We start from the raw sequence: 15,674 nt of genomic DNA, 5'->3' as shown, positions 1-15,674 counted from the left end.
AGAAAACGGCTCTCTTGCCGGGTCTGCTTTGCTCCGTTATGGCTGTCTCATTGATGGCAAAAAGGTGTGACCAACCTCACAACCGCACAGATACAGACTGAAAACGTTACAAGTCCTTGCTGATTTTTGGCAGTTTTCTGCGGGTTCTATGAAGGTGGAGTTTTTCCAAGGATATTCCCTTCATCCGCTCCAATGTGCATTTTCCCAATGAAATCAATGGCTTACGAACATCACCCAGCAGCACGATATACCGTGTTGGTAGTGGGTCAGCGGTAGTTCTTCCTATGGGTATGAAGAAGGATGCCGAGAAGATGTTCGGACTGAGAAGGGCTGCAAGTGGCTTGTGGTCTGCCCGCCTGTCTATTCCAAGAAACCGCTGGAAGGACGTGGGGCAAGCTTTCCAGACCAAGTCGGGAATCCGGCAAGACTTCGTGAAGTCACTTCAGACCAAGGACAAGCAGGAAGCTATCCAGCGCCGTGATGCTGCTCTTGCTGCCCTCCGTTCTGTGGTCAATGAGAAGCTCAGAGAGATAGGCAAGCCGCCCCTTGGTGGTGAGTGGGAAGCCTCTGGCATGGGCATAACTGAGAAGGCTGTGGTGGATGCCTTGTCAGCAAGGAAGCAGATAGACCAAGCCTCAGACGCCTATGAGCCAGTCCAAGATGCTTATGGGAATGTGAATGAGAACATATAGAATGAAAAAGAGGCCACCTTGCAGGGGCTAACACCAGCATATTCATGCTTCAGCATTATGCCATCTTGCAGGGTGTCTTGCTGCTGCATTGGAACACATGCGCCAAGATGATGTCTTGATGGTCATGAAGCCAGATAGGCTTGCACGTTCAACCGCTGATCTTCTTGGTTATGTGAAGGCCATTCAGGCCAAAGGGTGCCACCTGATTGTTCAGAGCATGGGCGGGCAGACTCTGGACACCAGCAACCCGACAAGCAAACTGATGCTCACCATGCTGGGTGCTGTGGCTGAGTTTGAACGTGATCTGATGAAAGAGCGACAAGCAGAAGGGATTGCCAAGGCCAAGGCGGAGGGCAAATACAAGGGCCGCAAACCCACAGCACGAAGCCAAGCCCATGAAGTCAGCAAGCTGCATGAGCAAGGCATGACACCCACAGAAATCGCCAAGAAGCTCGGCATGGGTCGCACAAGTGTCTATCGGCGTCTTTCTTCTCTAACTGATTGATATATAACACTCTTCGGGCGTCGGTGTCTAGTGAATTAGGCAAACAAGAAGAAAACGGCTCTCTTGCAGGCTTCTTGTGGATGCTGATATGACGCCATGCAACTGAATTGCTTGCTGATAATCGTGCAAGGCTCTGGTGCTGCCAGTCTGGTAGGATATATGTTGGTAGCTGTTTTTCTTTGAGAAACTGCCATTTATCGAGTGTTTCGAATGGGTCTGTGACATTCCCTTCATCCGCTCCATTTCCTTAAAATTCAGAAAATTCAATTGGTTGTGATCAGCCTTTGTTGTTGGCGCTGTCAGTCTGCGTTACAGGGCAGGCGTTCCATATCTGGTGGATGAAAAAGCATTCAATTCGCAAAATCTATTGTCTACACAGCATAAATTCTGCGCAAGGAACCCATTTGGGTTCCTTTTTTTATGCCGCCATTGCAGGCCCGTGTAGGTGCGGGGCCGTTTGGGATGACTGCTTTTTAAAGAGCAGACATACAGAGAATGCACAGTACTCGTGTTGAAAATAAGCAAATAAGAAATACATTGTGTTACAGTTTTGTTAAACGAGGAGAGAAAAATGAAAAAGACACTTTATATGTGTGTCGCTGTTCTTGGCCTCGGGTTTGTGCAGAGCGCTTCTGCCGCCACTTGGGATGGTGGCGTTTCCAGACATGTTGAGGTCAAAAACCCGGATCAGCCCGATACAACCAAAGGCGGTGTATGGGATGGCGGCATAGACAAGAAGGTAAAGGTGGAAGATCCGGATACATCGGATACCATTAAAGGCGGCGTGTGGGATGCCGGTATATCTGAGCACGTGCCCGTAAAATACCCCAGCACGCCGCAGTAATGTGGTGAGGCCCTGTTTCAATGTTGTTGTGATTGTTCACAAAATATTGGGGCAGGGCACAGTTTTCCCGTTCCAAAAATACAGGGTTTGCGACACGGAAAACGTGCAGGGTATTTTCTGTATTGCGGGTTTAGCGTTAAAAATAATGAGATGTATACCTGCGTATACATACCCAAAGTATTATTTTACATTCTCATTAAATGAACGATAATTCTGTAATATATATAAATATTTACGCAAAAATAATTACAGAAACAAAAATTTATATAAATATATTCTATATTTTTATTTGTAAGAAAAATAATTATACATTCCGTGTATAAAATCAGAACTGACAAAAGGCGCATGCGTGCGCGCCGGTATGTACATTGTGCCGATGGCAAGATAATTTTCCATGAAATTATTGTTTCACATCCGATATGGTAAGCATTCTTTGTTTTGGAATACATAAAAGAAATACAAAATACTCTTTTTATTATTTAACAATACATCTTGATTATACAAAATATAGAAGTAAAAAAGATTTGGAATTTTTTATTATAATCTCTTGAATATCATATATTGTTGTGTGATGATTATAAAAAGAGATGTGTATATGCAGTACATGTCTGTCCCGTAACAGATTGCAACAAGGAGATCCTCTACACGTGGCATATCTGATGCAGGATATCATTTTTGTACAGAAACGGCTTTACCGCTTTTTTTGTGCGTGTGCGTCTGGGTTTCAACTTCATGCAGGCGCTGGCTGATTATGAGTAATTCCTTTGTCCGGCATGCGCGTTCTCATGCCACTTCAGTGTGTCGCGGGTCTCGCGGGTTTGTTAAGGCAAGCTGCTCTTTAGTCGCGCTCGGGCTAGCGGCTTTTGCTGCACCAGAGGAGGTGCGGGCAGAGCAAACGCTTGTTTCCATTAAGGGTATTACCCTTCAGGGCGCGCTGGATATTGGTGGGTCTGCTTTTTTCCTGCCCAATACCAACTTTGGCGCCGGGTCTTACGGCACCAAATCTTCTGGTGCCCTGGTGCGCCATAAAAACAGCACCTATGGCGAATTTTACGGCAAGCCCATGCTTATGGGGTCTTGGCAAACAGGCTGGGGCTTTACCGTTATTGGCAAGGCTTCTGCCATTGGCGCCACCACGCTGGGTGATGGTGATGCGGAGGAAGTTTCTCAAACATCGGGCACGCCGCGCTCCATTTATCTGGAAGAAGCCAATCTGGGCGTAGAAGTGCCGCTCAAGATGGCGGGCGGTCACCAGATTCTAACGGTGCAGGGCGGCAGGCAGGCCTTTGCTGTGGATGATGGCTTTCTGATTGGTAAAGGCACCTATAGCGCGGGTGATAGAGGCGCATGGTGGTATGCACCGCGATATGCGTTTTCTGGCCCCGGCGTGATCAAGCTGGAAGGTGATTCCGTGCGTGGGGATGTCTTTATGTTGGAAAGCAATTCCGACAATGATATTGACCGCGGATATGATCGCCCCAAAACCAAGTTTGTCGGGTTTGATGTCTCCTGGTTCAAAAATAAACCCGGAGGGCATGGTGGGTCTACATATGCAGATCGTGCTGCGTATGTAACGTTAACCTACTTCCATGTGCGGGATGCAGATGGATCATCTCATTACGATTATTCTACGCGTGCAGATCGTAACGGCATGAACGTGGCAGCCCTGAGCTGGGGCGGCACGCTGTTTCCCGTCAAGGCGCTAGGGATTTCAAAGAACTTTACGTTCTATGGCAATTTTGTATCCGAACAGAACAGCCACGCAGGCAACGGCTACAAATCTGTAGAAGCCTACGGCATGTTTTTCGAGCCCGGGTATACGTTTTCCATGCTGCCGTGGAAGCCGCATCTGTTTTATCGGTACACGCGGTTTGGTGGCGGTAAAAATGCCGAAGGTTCGGTCAAGCGCAATTACGATACGTTCTTTTTGTATGATGGTAAGCGCTACACCTATGGCGGCTACTGGCCGGGTGAAATTGTGGGCATGTATCTGGCCCCGCTTTCTGATCTGGAAGTGCATCAGTTTGACCTAACAGGCACGCCACCTGTGCACCTGTTCCGTAAAAAGGATGAGCTTAAGCTGGGTGTGCATTTTTACGATCTTTCCCTGCTGTATCCCTCCGGCATGGGGCTGAAGAACGTGGGCCGCCATGTTTCCAACGAAGTGGATTTTACAGCCGAATATATGCTGGACGAAACCACATCAGCCGCCGTTGCCGCGGGCACAGCCTTTAGTGGCCCGGCAGGGCGTGCGCTTTCTCGCGCAGGGGTGCCAACGGGGTATCGCATGCACAATATCGGGCGGCATGCCGGCGTGCTGGAGGCCTATTTTTACAAGCATTTCTAACGAGAATTTCCCAAAACGTTTCGTTTTGGGGTAGAAACTTACAGGACAACAAGAATAAAGGATTTCCTGATGCCCGAACCGACGACCCTTCCTGCGGGAAAACCCGCAGACGGGCTGCGTAATCGCCACATAGCCATGATCGCTCTGGGCGGCACTATTGGGGCTGGTCTGTTTGTTGGCAGTGGCGCTGCCATTGCGGCAACAGGGCCTGCGGTTCTGCTGGCGTTTCTGCTGGTAGGATTTCTGGTTATCCTGGTTATGCGCATGCTGGGGGAAATGGTTGTGGCGGACCCCGGGCGCGGGTCCTTTGTAGAATACATTCGCGCCGCACATGGAGATAAGGTGGGCTTTACCGCAGGGTGGCTTTACTGGTTCTTCTGGGTGGTGGTGTTGGGAAGTGAGGCCATAGCCGGCGCCATTCTATTGCAGGATTGGGTGCATCTGCCGGTTTGGCTGCTTTCTGTTGTGCTTATTCTTGTTCTTAAACTTATCAACTTTGCTGCCCCACGCGTTTTTGGTGAATGTGAATTCTGGCTTTCCGCCATTAAGGTTTTCAGCATTATCGCCTTTATTGCCATTTCTCTTTTATATGCAGCGCATGTGTTTGGGCCGGGCGTTTCCGTAAAGGAAAATCTGCTGGGGCATGGCGGGCTTTTTCCGCATGGTGTTGTGGCGCTGCTTTCTATTATTCCTACCATTCTGTTCACCATGATGGGTTCGGAAATTGCCACAGTGGCAGCCGCTGAATCTCCAGAACCGGGTAAGAACGTGGCCCGCGTAACCCGCAGCCTTGGCCGCCGTATTACGCTGTTTTACGTGGCCGCCGTGGGCATGATCCTGATTGTGGTGCCATGGACAAACATTGTTGCCGGTAAATCACCTTTTGTGGCGGCCATGGATGTTATGGGCGTGCCCGGTGCCGGTTTGCTGATGCGCATTGTGGTGCTGAGCGCCATTCTGTCCTGCCTGAACTCCGCCATGTATATTACATCGCGCATTCTTACAGAGCTGGCTGCTCAGGGTGATGCTCCGGGCTTTCTGGCACGTAGCTCTGCTGCTGTTGTGCCGCGTAAGGCCATTATCGTCAGCAGCCTTGCGGGCACGCTGGTGGCTTTCTCATCCATTCTGGCGCCAGGCACCATTTTTGCCTTTCTGCTAAGCTGCAGTGGTGGCGTTATCCTGCTGATCTACAGCCTGATTGTAACGTCTTACATCGTTACGCGCCGTGCAGCGCGGCAGGCTGGCACAGAGGCAGAAAATTACACGCTGCCGCTTTTTCCGCTGTGCAATTACGTAACCCTTGCTGGTGTGGTGCTGGTGTTTGTGGCCATGTTGCTCAACCCATCTGAACGGATGACGGCTCTGGCAACCATGGGCAGTTCTGTGGTGTGCTACCTTATGGCTGTTTACTTCGCCACCAATAACAAAAAAGCTGGCTGAGCTTTGTGTTTACTGAGTATTCCCGTTGTTTAGGGAATACTCATTTTGTCCAGATGCAGGGCAAGAGGGTGGCGGCGCCAATGCAGCAGGCCGCCCGCCGCAAAAACGGTAGCACCCGCAGCGGCAATACCAATTCCAACATTTTTATCAGAAACCAGTGTGCCAATGACGGCACCCACAAACAGGCTGGCAATAGCGGCTAATCTGCGCCACGTGCCAGAGTTTGTGCCGCCAGCCACCGTGCTGTTATGGGCCAGCCCATGCAGCACCATAGTGGCGGCAGGCAGCACCATATCTGGCAGTTTGGCATGGCGCGTGGCAGAGGTTTGCAGCCCCATGGCCAGTGAGAGCATGCCCAACGTAATGTAAATGCCACCGCTAAGCTGTGCGCACCACACAAACGCGGCCAGCCCAACAAGGCAGCCAACGCCTAGCAGGATATCCCCCACCACAAGGCGCGTATGGCGCTCCCGCCGTACCAGACGGCCACCAATAATGGCCCCTGTAAAGTAACAGGCAATGGCCTCCAGGCCAGAAAGAACAATGGCCTGAGAAGTGGCAATGTTAACAGCCATAAGAATAATGGTGGCTGTCATATATCCTGCAAAAATCTTGAGATGCAGTAGGGATATGGCATCCAGCATGCCCATTGCCATTGTAACCAGCAGAATGGCAATAACCAGCTTGGCATCATGTCCCGTACGGGCTGTCATAATGTCTCCTCTAAAGAAAAAGAATGAAAAGAGAGGTTTTATGCGCGTTTTTTAATAGAAGGATGCGCGTTATATCACCATCTCTGATCACGAAAAGATGATCTCTGGTAAGATGAGCCATGCCCCACGCAGGAGGCACAGCCGTACAAACAAAACCCCCGGCGCATAAAAACGCCGAGGGCTTGGTGTATTCAGTGTAGGTTGATTAGTTCAGTGTCATCAGGCTGGCATTGCCACCCGCTGCGGTAGTGTTGATGCTGCGAGACTGCTCTTCCAGCACCACTTCAACAGAAGGTAGTGTTGCGCCCGTTACAAAGGCGGAAACAATGGGGCCATTGGCTTCTGCCAGTGTTCTGCGTGCACTGCGGAAGATGGCGTTATCATCTTCACCCAGCAGGATAGAGCAGGGCAGGGCCGTTGCGCTGGCAACCGGGCGAATGGCTTGGCGCAGAATATCTGGCAGTCTGTCCAGCCATCCTGTCAGTTCTTCTTCTGCCAGCACCAATGCCGTGTTGCCCCCAGCCAGCGCCAGAGAGATCTGATCATACAACCCGGCCAGCGTGATGGGCACACACAGCACGTTGCCGCGTGCGCTCAGGCGATAGATGTTTTGCTCACCCACAGGGCCGGGCAGAGTGATTTCTCCGCCCACCAGCGGCAGGCGTGCAAGGTTGCCAGCAATTTGCGCGGCTTTGCTTTCACCCTTTTCACGCAGCCAGTCTGTCCACTGCGCCATTTCTGGCGTGGTGCGGCCACGTACAATCTGCGCCACAGCTGGGGCTTCAGATAGCAGACGGCGCAGAATAAGCGGGCCACCCGCCTTGGGGCCGGTGCCAGAAAGGCCACGCCCACCAAAAGGCTGCACGCCCACAACTGCGCCAATGGTGTTGCGGTTGACGTAAAGATTGCCAGCCTCAACCTGTGAGAGCACGCTTTTTATTGTGGAATCCAACCGGGTGTGCAGGCCAAATGTCAGCCCGTAGCCGGTATCGTTAATTTCCAGCAGCAGTTCTTCCAGCTTGTCACGCTCAAAGCGCAGAACATGCAGCACGGGGCCAAACACTTCTGGCCCAATTTCCCGAATGTTCAGCACTTCAATCAGCGTGGGCGGCACGTAGCTGCCGTTGGCGCAGGTTTCTGGCACAGGCAGCGCCATAACCGGGGCCTTGCGGGCCTTAAAGGCGTTAACATGCGCGGTAATGTTTGCGGCAGCTTCCTCGGTAATCACCGGGCCTACATCGCAGGAAAGATGTGCGGGGTTGCCAATGCGCAGTTCACGCATGGCGCCACGCAGCATGGCCAGAACGTGGTCTGCACAATCTTCCTGCACACACAGAACGCGCAGGGCGGAGCAGCGCTGGCCTGCACTATCAAAGGCGGAGGCCAGAACATCGGCCACAACTTGTTCTGCCAGTGCGGAGGAATCCACAATCATGGCGTTCTGGCCGCCAGTTTCGGCCACAAATGGCACGGGCTGGCCGGTGGCTGTGCGCCGTTCCAGAAGCTGACGGTTGATAATCTGCGCCACGGTGGTGGAGCCAGTGAACATCACGCCCATAACGCGCTCATCTGCCACGGCGGCAGCGCCTACGTCACCTTCACCGGTCAGCAGTTGCAGGGCAGCGGGGGGCACGCCGGCTTCTTGCAAGATACCCACGGCCACGGCGGCAACAAGTGGTGTTTCCTCTGCCGGTTTGGCCAGCACAACGTTACCGGCAGCAAGGGCTGCGGCAATCTGGCCGATAAAGATGGCCAGCGGAAAGTTCCACGGGCTAATGCAGGTGACAATTCCCAGCGGCTTGTGGGTGGTGTTATCAAAATCCCGCCGGATGGTGGCGCCGTAATAGCGCAGGAAATCTACAGCCTCACGCACTTCCGCCACAGCATTGGGGAGGGATTTTCCGGCTTCACGCCCCAGAAGTGCCAGAAGATCATCCGTGCGTTCTTCCAGAATATCAGAGGCTTTTTGCAGAATGTCTGCACGTTCTGCCGGGCTGCGGTTGGCCCAGTCCTGCTGGCCTTTCTGTGCGGCATCCACAGCTTTTGTTACAACATCTGGCGTGGCGTAGGAAACTTTGCCTACCACATCGCGCCGGTCTGCCGGGTTGGTAACGGGGCGGAAAGCCCCTTTCTTTTTCACACCCACAACCATGGGGCTGGCTTCCCACGTTTGGGGGGCATCTTTAATGCCGGTTGCCAGTGCGGATAGAACCTTGTCATCCGCCAGATCCACCCCTGCGGAGTTGATACGTTCTGGCGCAAACAGATCACGCGGGTTGCGGATTTCTGTGTGCGGTGCGCCGTAAGGTGTGTAACGGCGGGCCACATCAATGGGGTTTTCAATCAGGGATGAAAGCGGAATGGCGCTATCCCCAATCTGATTGACGAAGGAGGAATTGGCTCCGTTTTCTAAAAGGCGGCGCACAAGGTAAGCCAGCAGGGTTTCATGCGTGCCAACAGGTGCATAAATGCGGCATGGGCGGTTAAACTTGTCTGCCCCCACAACCTGTTTATACAGCGGCTCGCCCATGCCATGCAGGCACTGAAATTCGTAAGAGCCAAGCTCGAACTTTTCACCCGCCAGCGTGTAAATGGTGGAAAGCGTGCGGGCATTGTGCGTGGCAAACTGCGGGAAAATTACATCTCGCGCGTTTAGCAGTTTACGGGCGCAGGCAATGTAGCTGATATCTGTGTGGCACTTGCGGGTATAAACGGGAAAATCCGCCATGCCCTCAACCTGTGCTTTCTTGATTTCGCTATCCCAGTAAGCACCTTTTACCAAACGCACCATAATGCGGCGGTTGGTGCGGCGGGCCAGATCAATAATGTAATCCAGAACATACGGGCAGCGCTTGCCGTAAGCCTGCACCACAAAGCCAATGCCGTTCCAGCCTTCCAGCCCCGGTGTGGCGCACAGGGCTTCCAGAATATCTAAAGAGACATCCAGACGTTCTGTTTCTTCCGCATCAATGTTCAGGCCGATATCGTATTTGCGGGCGAGCAGCGTAAGTTCCTGCACAACCGGCAGTAGTTCACCCATCACGCGGTCATACTGTGCGCGGGCATAGCGTGGGTGCAGGGCAGAAAGTTTGATGGAAATACCGGGCCGGTCATACACATTGTTGCCGGTTGCGCTGCGGCCAATGGTGTTGATGGCGTTGATGTAATCCTGCCGGTAGCGTTCGGCATCATGCGCGGTAAACGCGGCTTCGCCCAGCATATCGTAGGAATAGGAAAAACCCACAGCTTCCAGCTTGGCGCTGTTCTTGCGGGCCTGATCAATGGTCTGGCCCAGCACAAACTGCTCGCCCATCAGGCGCATGGCGGCATCTACGGCCTTGCGGATAATGGGTTTGGATGTGCGTTCCGCAAAGTTGAGCAGAGAGCTGGCAAGCGTGCCTTCATCATGCTCGGTCACCAGTTTGCCGGTTAGCGCCAGCCCCCATGCAGCGGCGTTGGCAAACAAGGGCTTGCCGCGTGCAACATGAGAAAGCCAGTTGCTTTCACCAATCTTGTCCTGAATCAGCGCATCGCGCGTGGCAACGTCTGGAATACGCAGCAGCGCTTCGGCCAGACACATCAGGGCCACGCCCTCGGTGGAGGAAAGCGAGAATTCCTGCACCAGTGTTTCCACCAGCCCCGGGCTGCGGCGCGCGCGCAGGGCTTCGGCCAGTTTGGAGGCCATGGTGGCAACAGAGCCGTTTTCTGCCTCTGTTAATGTGGCGTCTGGTGTCAGGGTTTCCACGCACTGGGCTTCGGGGCGGCGCATGGCTTCAATAATGGCCTGCCGAAGTGGGGTGTGGGATGCAAAATCAGGAGCGAACGTGTCTGTGGATGACATGGGCTTTTCATTCCGGATTGGTGAGCCAGAACCGGGCCTGCCGTGTGTGCAGGTAGTTTTGGCTTCATAATGATTATTCCCTCCTGACATGATAATATATGATTTGCAACATAATATATTATCCAGAAATGCAGAGGTGTTCCGCTCTTTAAACCCGACCTATAGCGCTGGGGTTTTTGTGAATTCCCGTGAGGGGAAGTCAGGTGCCTGTTGCGGCGGTTTTTGCGGCTTTGCGGCTGCGGAACACATCTATGGAAATGGCAGCCGCTTCCAGAATATGCGTGCGCGTGAGTTTGGCGCACAAATCGGTATCGCGGTTGCGGCAGGCGTCCAGAATCGCCTTGTGTTCCAGATCTGTAATATCCTTGCGGCCCTCTATTACCAGATGCCCACGAATATAACGGTCAAGCCGCACGTGCAGGTCTTCTATCATTTCAAGCAGGCGCGGGCTGCGGGCCGAGGCGTAAATGGCATTATGAAAAGCCCGGTTGAGCGCGCCAGAGCGGATACGCCCAGAAGGGCCATGCACACCTTCTACAAAGGCTTCATACGCATCTTCCACGCGGGCAAAATCAACGCGTGTCATGTTGCGCACGCCTTCTGCGGCGGCGCGTTCCTCTAAAATGGCGCGGATCTGGGAGTATTCCAGAATATCCGCCTCATTCATGCCAATCACCATCGCCCCTTTATTGGGCATGAAGGTGACAAGCCCTTCGGCTTCCAGATGTTTCAGGGCCTCGCGCACAGGAATAATGCTCACACCAAAGCCACTGGCCAGTTCAGATTGCGGCAGGGGTTGGCCGGGCTGAATCTGGTCTTCCAACATGGCGCGGCGCAGGGCATCGCATATGGCTTCAGAAGCGGTGCCGTGGCCTGTTATTTCTGTTTTTGCAAAAAGGCTGGCTGGCAGCATGCCTGGATATTCCCGCTTGTCGTTTCTTTTTCGATACAAGTTAACGTTGTACCCTGCTGGCTGGCTGTCCAATATTCGGTGGAAGTTGGGCGTATATTTGGGTGGAATGCCCGGCTTTCCCCATACACTCACTAGATCGTGATCTGGCGTGTGGGCTCACAGAAAGCACAAATAGCACCTGCCAAGCACTTTGTTATAACATATGCAGATTACTCAGGACTACCCGCTCACTCAAGATCAGCGCAACAGCGAAGTTCACAAAAACCCGGCTTTTTGTGTTGTGGTGGAATTGAGAAAAGTGAGGCAGATTCATCAATATTCGTATCTTTGCCATGTGTTGGCGGGCCGACAGCACTTGCGGTGCCGGTGCCACACATGGGCGGGTGCATAGTGCACATAACGTAAGCGCCGGATCAGGGGTTGCGGAAAAACCCTGATATATCTGTGGTCTGCCATGTGCGGGGTGCGCAATGGGGCTGCTTGATCTTTCGGGCAGATACAGGGCAGTTTGAGGCATATTCCGCTAGGGAGATTCTGAATGAAACTGATTGCCGTACGTGCCCTGTCGGCGCTTGCCCTCACCACATCTCTGCTGGCAGGGGCTGCTGTGTCTGCCCATGCGCAGGAAAACACAGATGCGCCCGTAACACGCGCCGGAGATACGTCCCGCCTGACAGATGTAGATCCGTCTGGCTTTGTTGGTTCCATTGATCCGGCAGAAAACGCTGGCCTGTTGAACTACTGTGTGCAGAACGAATACGTTGATTACGACGACGGCTGGCGCACGCTGCAGGAATACAACAAAAAGACCAACGCCGTGCCAGAAGGGCAGGAAGGCAACATGTCTTACGCCAATGGTTCTGCCGGTCTGCTGCATGCCAACAACCGCACCTACACCATTGCCATGGCTATTCTGCCAGTGCGTCAGAAAACCTGTAAGGCTGTGCTGGAACGGGCCAAGGCTTCTCTGTAAGCACAAGGCTGTTATTCCGGTTTTGTTGATAAGGCCGGATCACGCTGAACACGGCATGATGGAAGGGTCAGTCACGCAAAGTGGCTGGCCCTTTTTCTGTATGAACGCACTTTATTTGGTGTTCATGCGGTGCGGGGTCTTTCATGCAGGCGTGCAATATGGTCAAACCAGTTCTGTTTCGTAACAAGAACAACAGAAGCCGAAAGGGCCAGACAGAGTGGTAGATGCGTTTTTCCCCGCAACGGATAACCCCGTTTCTGATCGGTATCAGGATCTTGTGCAGCGGGCGCAACGTGATCCGGAGGAATTCTGGCTGGCTCAGGCGCAAAGGCTTGCATGGCATACGCAACCCATGCACGCATCCCGCTCTGATTTTACCGGCGATGTGCGCGTTTCCTGGTATGAAGACGGGCGGCTGAATGCGGCTGAAAACTGTCTGGATCGGCACGTTCTGTATCAGCCCGATAATGCGGCCCTGATCTGGCAGGGGCAGGAAGACGGCCACCGCGAGGTAATCTCATACCGTGAACTGCATGCCCGTGTGTGCCGCTTGGCCAATGTGCTGCGCCGCCTGGGTGTGAAAAAGGGAGACCGCGTGGCCATCCATCTGCCCATGGTGGCAGAGGGTGTTATTTCCATGCTGGCCTGCGCCCGTATTGGGGCCGTGCACGTGGTGCTGTTTGGTGGTTTTTCTGCCGAGGGTTTGGCCGAACGTCTGACAGATAGCGGCGCTGTGGTGGTAATTACCGCAGACGTGGCGCGCCGTGGGCCCAAGAAAATTCCCAGCAAGACCACAATGGATGAGGCCATAAAACTGTGCGGGGCACAAAGTGCGGTGCGCAATGTGCTGGTGGTGCCTGTAACAGGTGCTGATGTGCCCATGCAAAAAGGGCGGGACCTGTCCTACACAGCAGAAGTGGCGCTTGAAATGCCGGATTGCCCGGCAGAAGTGATGAACGCGTGTGATCCGCTGTTTCTGCTTTACACATCTGGCAGCACGGGGCGCCCCAAAGGGCTGGTGCACAGCACGGGCGGGTATCTGGTGTGGGCCTCTTTCACGCAGGAGCTGGTGTTTGATGCCAAACCCACTGATGTGTTCTGGTGTACGGCAGATACAAGCTGGATTACTGGCCACACTTATGTGGTGTATGGGCCACTGGTAAATGGTGGCACCATTCTTGTGTATGAAGGCCTGCCATCATGGCCGCAGCCCGGCCGCTGGTGGGATGTGATAGACCAGAATCAGGTTTCTGTTTTCTATACGTCTCCCACGGTTATTCGTGCTGCCATGCGTGAGGATGATTCCGTGGTGCAAAGCCGCTCTCTGTCCAGCCTGCGTGTGCTAGGCACGGTGGGTGAGCCTATCAGCCCGGAAGCATGGAAGTGGTTTTATGCAGAAGTAGGGCGCAATGCCTGCCCGGTAGTGGATACATGGTGGCAGACAGAAACCGGCGGCGTGATGATTACCGCCTGCGCCCAGAATGTTGCAGGTAAGCCGGGGGCCGCTGGGCTGCCTCTGCCGGGTGTGGCTGTTACGCTTACAGATGCCAAAGGGCAGGATATTGAAGGCGAGGGCGAAGGCCTGTTGTGCCTTGCGCAATCCTGGCCCGGACAGGCCATGACGCTGTGGCAGGACCACGAACGGTTCCGTAAAACCTATTTCACCACATGCCCGGGCCATTATTTCTCGGGCGATGGCGCACGGCGGGATGCCACCGGTTATTACTGGATTACCGGCCGTGTGGATGATGTGGTGAACGTATCTGGCCACCGTATTGGCACGGCGGAAATTGAAGATGCCGTGGCCGAAGATCATGCCGTGGTGGAAAGTGCCGCTGTTGGCGTGCCGCATGATCTGAAAGGGCAGGCCCTTGTAGTGTTTGTGGTGCCCAAGGCGGAGGGCGCGTTTGATGCCTCAGCCGTAAACAAGGCCGTGGCAGCTGGCGTAGGCCGCTATGCTGTGCCAGAAAAAATTTACGTGGTGCCGGACCTGCCCAAAACACGTTCGGGCAAAATTGTGCGGCGTTTGCTGCGCAAGATTGCGGCGAACGATCTGGATAATATGGGGGATCTGTCCACCTTGGCAGACCCGGATATTGTGGCCGAACTGATAAAGCTGGTGGTCCAGCAGAACGGCTGATCAACCTATAAAAGGCCGGGGCGTTTATGCCCCGGTTTCTGCCGCGTTGGCGGCTTTTAGCAACGCAAAGCGCGGTGCACCGTTTACACTTTCCTGCCACATGGCAAGGGGGCGCACCCAGTAATCTCCACGTGCTTCACTACGGTATGTTACAAGCCATTCTTCGGTTTCACTGTGGCGGCCTGTGCAGATCACAGTATAAAGTCCGCCCTTGTAATGTTGATAAAGACCGGGGCAGGGCATTTCTGGCACTTGGGTATCTGTATTATTCTGGTTATGTTCTGTCATGATCGGGGTATCCTGCTGGGGTAGGTTATGATCCTGTGTTGCGGAAGGAGCGCACTTTTGAACCATCGTGTTGTGCTGTGTCAGGCGTTAACTGGCTTTATGTTTCTGTTTTGCGTTAATCCCGGCCATGCCACAACCACGGGCCATGCCAAAACGCATGCGCATACATCCAAGCGCACACATCATGCCGCAGCAGCAGCCCGCAGCCCCGCTGGTGGCGCCCCGGTTGTGCTGACAAGCCAGCCCGGTACATCGCTGGACAAGGAAGCCCGCCGCCTGAATGCCGAGGATATGGCCGCCGCCGCCCGGCATAAGGAAAGGCCATTGGTGCTTATTGGCTCTGCCCCACTCAGCACCAGTGGCGGCAGCATGGCGCTGTTTGTGCAGGTGCAATCTGCCAGCCTGTGCGGCTCTGCCGGGTGTTCAACAGACGTGTATCTGAAACGCGGGAATGATTGGGACAAGATTCTGGATTCCGTCAGCGGGCCGATTGAACTGATGTCCACCTCCCACGGGGGCATGAAGGATATTGTGGTGGATGGCACAGACCGCTGGGTCTGGAAGAACAACACCTATGTAGATACCATTGTGGCGCAGGATGTGCCGGGGCTGAAAGATTCCATCGAGCAGCATCAGGCGCAGATGCGTAAACACGGTAAGTCTTCTTCCCGGTAATTTTGTTAACGTGCCTGCACATCAACCCGGTTTGGCCTATACGGCGCTGAAAACACTGGCCACGGTGGCCATCACCGTGGTGCTGATTGCCCTTTTGCGTGGCGGCTTGGCGCTGCTGCCAAAATTTGATTCCGCAACAGGTGGGCAGGCGGGCACGCACCTGTTGCAACTTCTGGCAGGAGATGGGCAGGCCCGCACCCAGAATGCCGTATCCATCGGGCTGATGTTGGGCTGCTTTATTCTGGCTGTTCTGGTGGTGCAGGTGCTGGAAAAATGGTGGCGCAGGCGGGCCAGATAACGCCG

Annotated in this window: 12 protein-coding genes and 1 pseudogene; 9 read left to right on the top strand and 4 right to left on the bottom strand. The window is 53.8% G+C overall.

The genetic code is table 11. From position 1 onward, the window contains the following. Nucleotides 1-290 precede the first annotated feature (290 nt). The 5 genes and pseudogenes from ABNV41_RS07700 (at nucleotide 291) to ABNV41_RS07680 (ending at nucleotide 5,828) form a co-directional block, all read left to right on the top strand. Nucleotides 291-692 carry a hypothetical protein gene (locus tag ABNV41_RS07700; protein WP_349934524.1) on the top strand — a complete coding sequence of 134 codons (402 nt, stop codon included), beginning with the start codon at nucleotides 291-293 and terminating at the stop codon, nucleotides 690-692. Nucleotides 693-768: 76 nt separating this feature from the next. Beyond that, nucleotides 769-1,197 (top strand): annotated as a pseudogene (locus ABNV41_RS07695) (recombinase family protein); the annotation flags it as partial. 571 nt (nucleotides 1,198-1,768) lie between these two features. After that, a complete protein-coding gene (locus tag ABNV41_RS07690) occupies nucleotides 1,769-2,041 on the top strand; it encodes a hypothetical protein (protein ID WP_050819422.1) in 273 nt (90 codons plus the stop codon). 751 nt (nucleotides 2,042-2,792) lie between these two features. Further along, nucleotides 2,793-4,388 (top strand): hypothetical protein, encoded by a 1,596-nt coding sequence (locus tag ABNV41_RS07685; protein ID WP_003628469.1) that lies wholly within the window; start codon nucleotides 2,793-2,795, stop codon nucleotides 4,386-4,388. A gap of 69 nt (nucleotides 4,389-4,457) precedes the next feature. Then, entirely contained in the window at nucleotides 4,458-5,828 is a 1,371-nt protein-coding gene (locus ABNV41_RS07680; RefSeq protein WP_004448887.1) for an amino acid permease, read from the top strand. 29 nt (nucleotides 5,829-5,857) lie between these two features. On the opposite strand, the gene ABNV41_RS07675 is transcribed toward ABNV41_RS07680, so the two are convergent. The 3 genes from ABNV41_RS07675 to ABNV41_RS07665 all read right to left on the bottom strand — a co-directional run bounded on the left by ABNV41_RS07675 (nucleotide 5,858) and on the right by ABNV41_RS07665 (nucleotide 11,295). After that, nucleotides 5,858-6,541, bottom strand: a complete 684-nt coding sequence (locus ABNV41_RS07675; RefSeq protein ID WP_050819423.1) for a YoaK family protein — start codon at nucleotides 6,539-6,541, stop codon at nucleotides 5,858-5,860. A 205-nt stretch (nucleotides 6,542-6,746) separates the two neighbouring features. Then, a complete protein-coding gene (gene putA / locus ABNV41_RS07670; protein WP_080986759.1) occupies nucleotides 6,747-10,472 on the bottom strand; it encodes a bifunctional proline dehydrogenase/L-glutamate gamma-semialdehyde dehydrogenase PutA in 3,726 nt (1,241 codons plus the stop codon). Nucleotides 10,473-10,581: 109 nt separating this feature from the next. Then, the gene (locus ABNV41_RS07665; RefSeq protein ID WP_349934523.1) at nucleotides 10,582-11,295 is read right to left on the bottom strand and encodes a GntR family transcriptional regulator; all 714 of its coding nucleotides are present in this window, start codon (nucleotides 11,293-11,295) and stop codon (nucleotides 10,582-10,584) included. 538 nt (nucleotides 11,296-11,833) lie between these two features. Here ABNV41_RS07665 and ABNV41_RS07660 point away from each other — a divergent pair. Together ABNV41_RS07660 and acs are read left to right on the top strand one after the other, a co-directional pair. After that, nucleotides 11,834-12,268, top strand: coding sequence for a DUF4148 domain-containing protein (locus ABNV41_RS07660; RefSeq protein ID WP_003628464.1), 435 nt, complete (start codon nucleotides 11,834-11,836; stop codon nucleotides 12,266-12,268). Nucleotides 12,269-12,485: 217 nt separating this feature from the next. Beyond that, on the top strand, nucleotides 12,486-14,408 hold the full coding sequence (gene acs / locus ABNV41_RS07655; RefSeq protein ID WP_050819426.1) for an acetate--CoA ligase: 1,923 nt from the start codon (nucleotides 12,486-12,488) through the stop codon (nucleotides 14,406-14,408). A 24-nt stretch (nucleotides 14,409-14,432) separates the two neighbouring features. Here acs and ABNV41_RS07650 read toward each other — a convergent pair whose 3' ends face one another. Next, nucleotides 14,433-14,696 carry a DUF1653 domain-containing protein gene (locus ABNV41_RS07650; RefSeq protein WP_230844482.1) on the bottom strand — a complete coding sequence of 88 codons (264 nt, stop codon included), beginning with the start codon at nucleotides 14,694-14,696 and terminating at the stop codon, nucleotides 14,433-14,435. Nucleotides 14,697-14,795: 99 nt separating this feature from the next. Between ABNV41_RS07650 and ABNV41_RS07645 the strand changes: the two genes are divergently transcribed. Both ABNV41_RS07645 and ABNV41_RS07640 read left to right on the top strand, forming a co-directional pair. Further along, a complete protein-coding gene (locus ABNV41_RS07645; protein ID WP_174714313.1) occupies nucleotides 14,796-15,371 on the top strand; it encodes a hypothetical protein in 576 nt (191 codons plus the stop codon). Nucleotides 15,372-15,381: 10 nt separating this feature from the next. Continuing rightward, the gene (locus ABNV41_RS07640; RefSeq protein ID WP_050819427.1) at nucleotides 15,382-15,669 is read left to right on the top strand and encodes a hypothetical protein; all 288 of its coding nucleotides are present in this window, start codon (nucleotides 15,382-15,384) and stop codon (nucleotides 15,667-15,669) included. Nucleotides 15,670-15,674 lie beyond the last annotated feature (5 nt).

Origin of the sequence: Acetobacter sp. A11-2, from assembly GCF_040208445.1 — a bacterium.
In the GTDB taxonomy this organism is placed as follows: Bacteria; Pseudomonadota; Alphaproteobacteria; order Acetobacterales; family Acetobacteraceae; genus Acetobacter; species Acetobacter oryzoeni.
The sequence above is the reverse complement of the archived record's forward strand: the minus strand, read 5'-3'. Positions and strand labels throughout refer to the sequence as shown.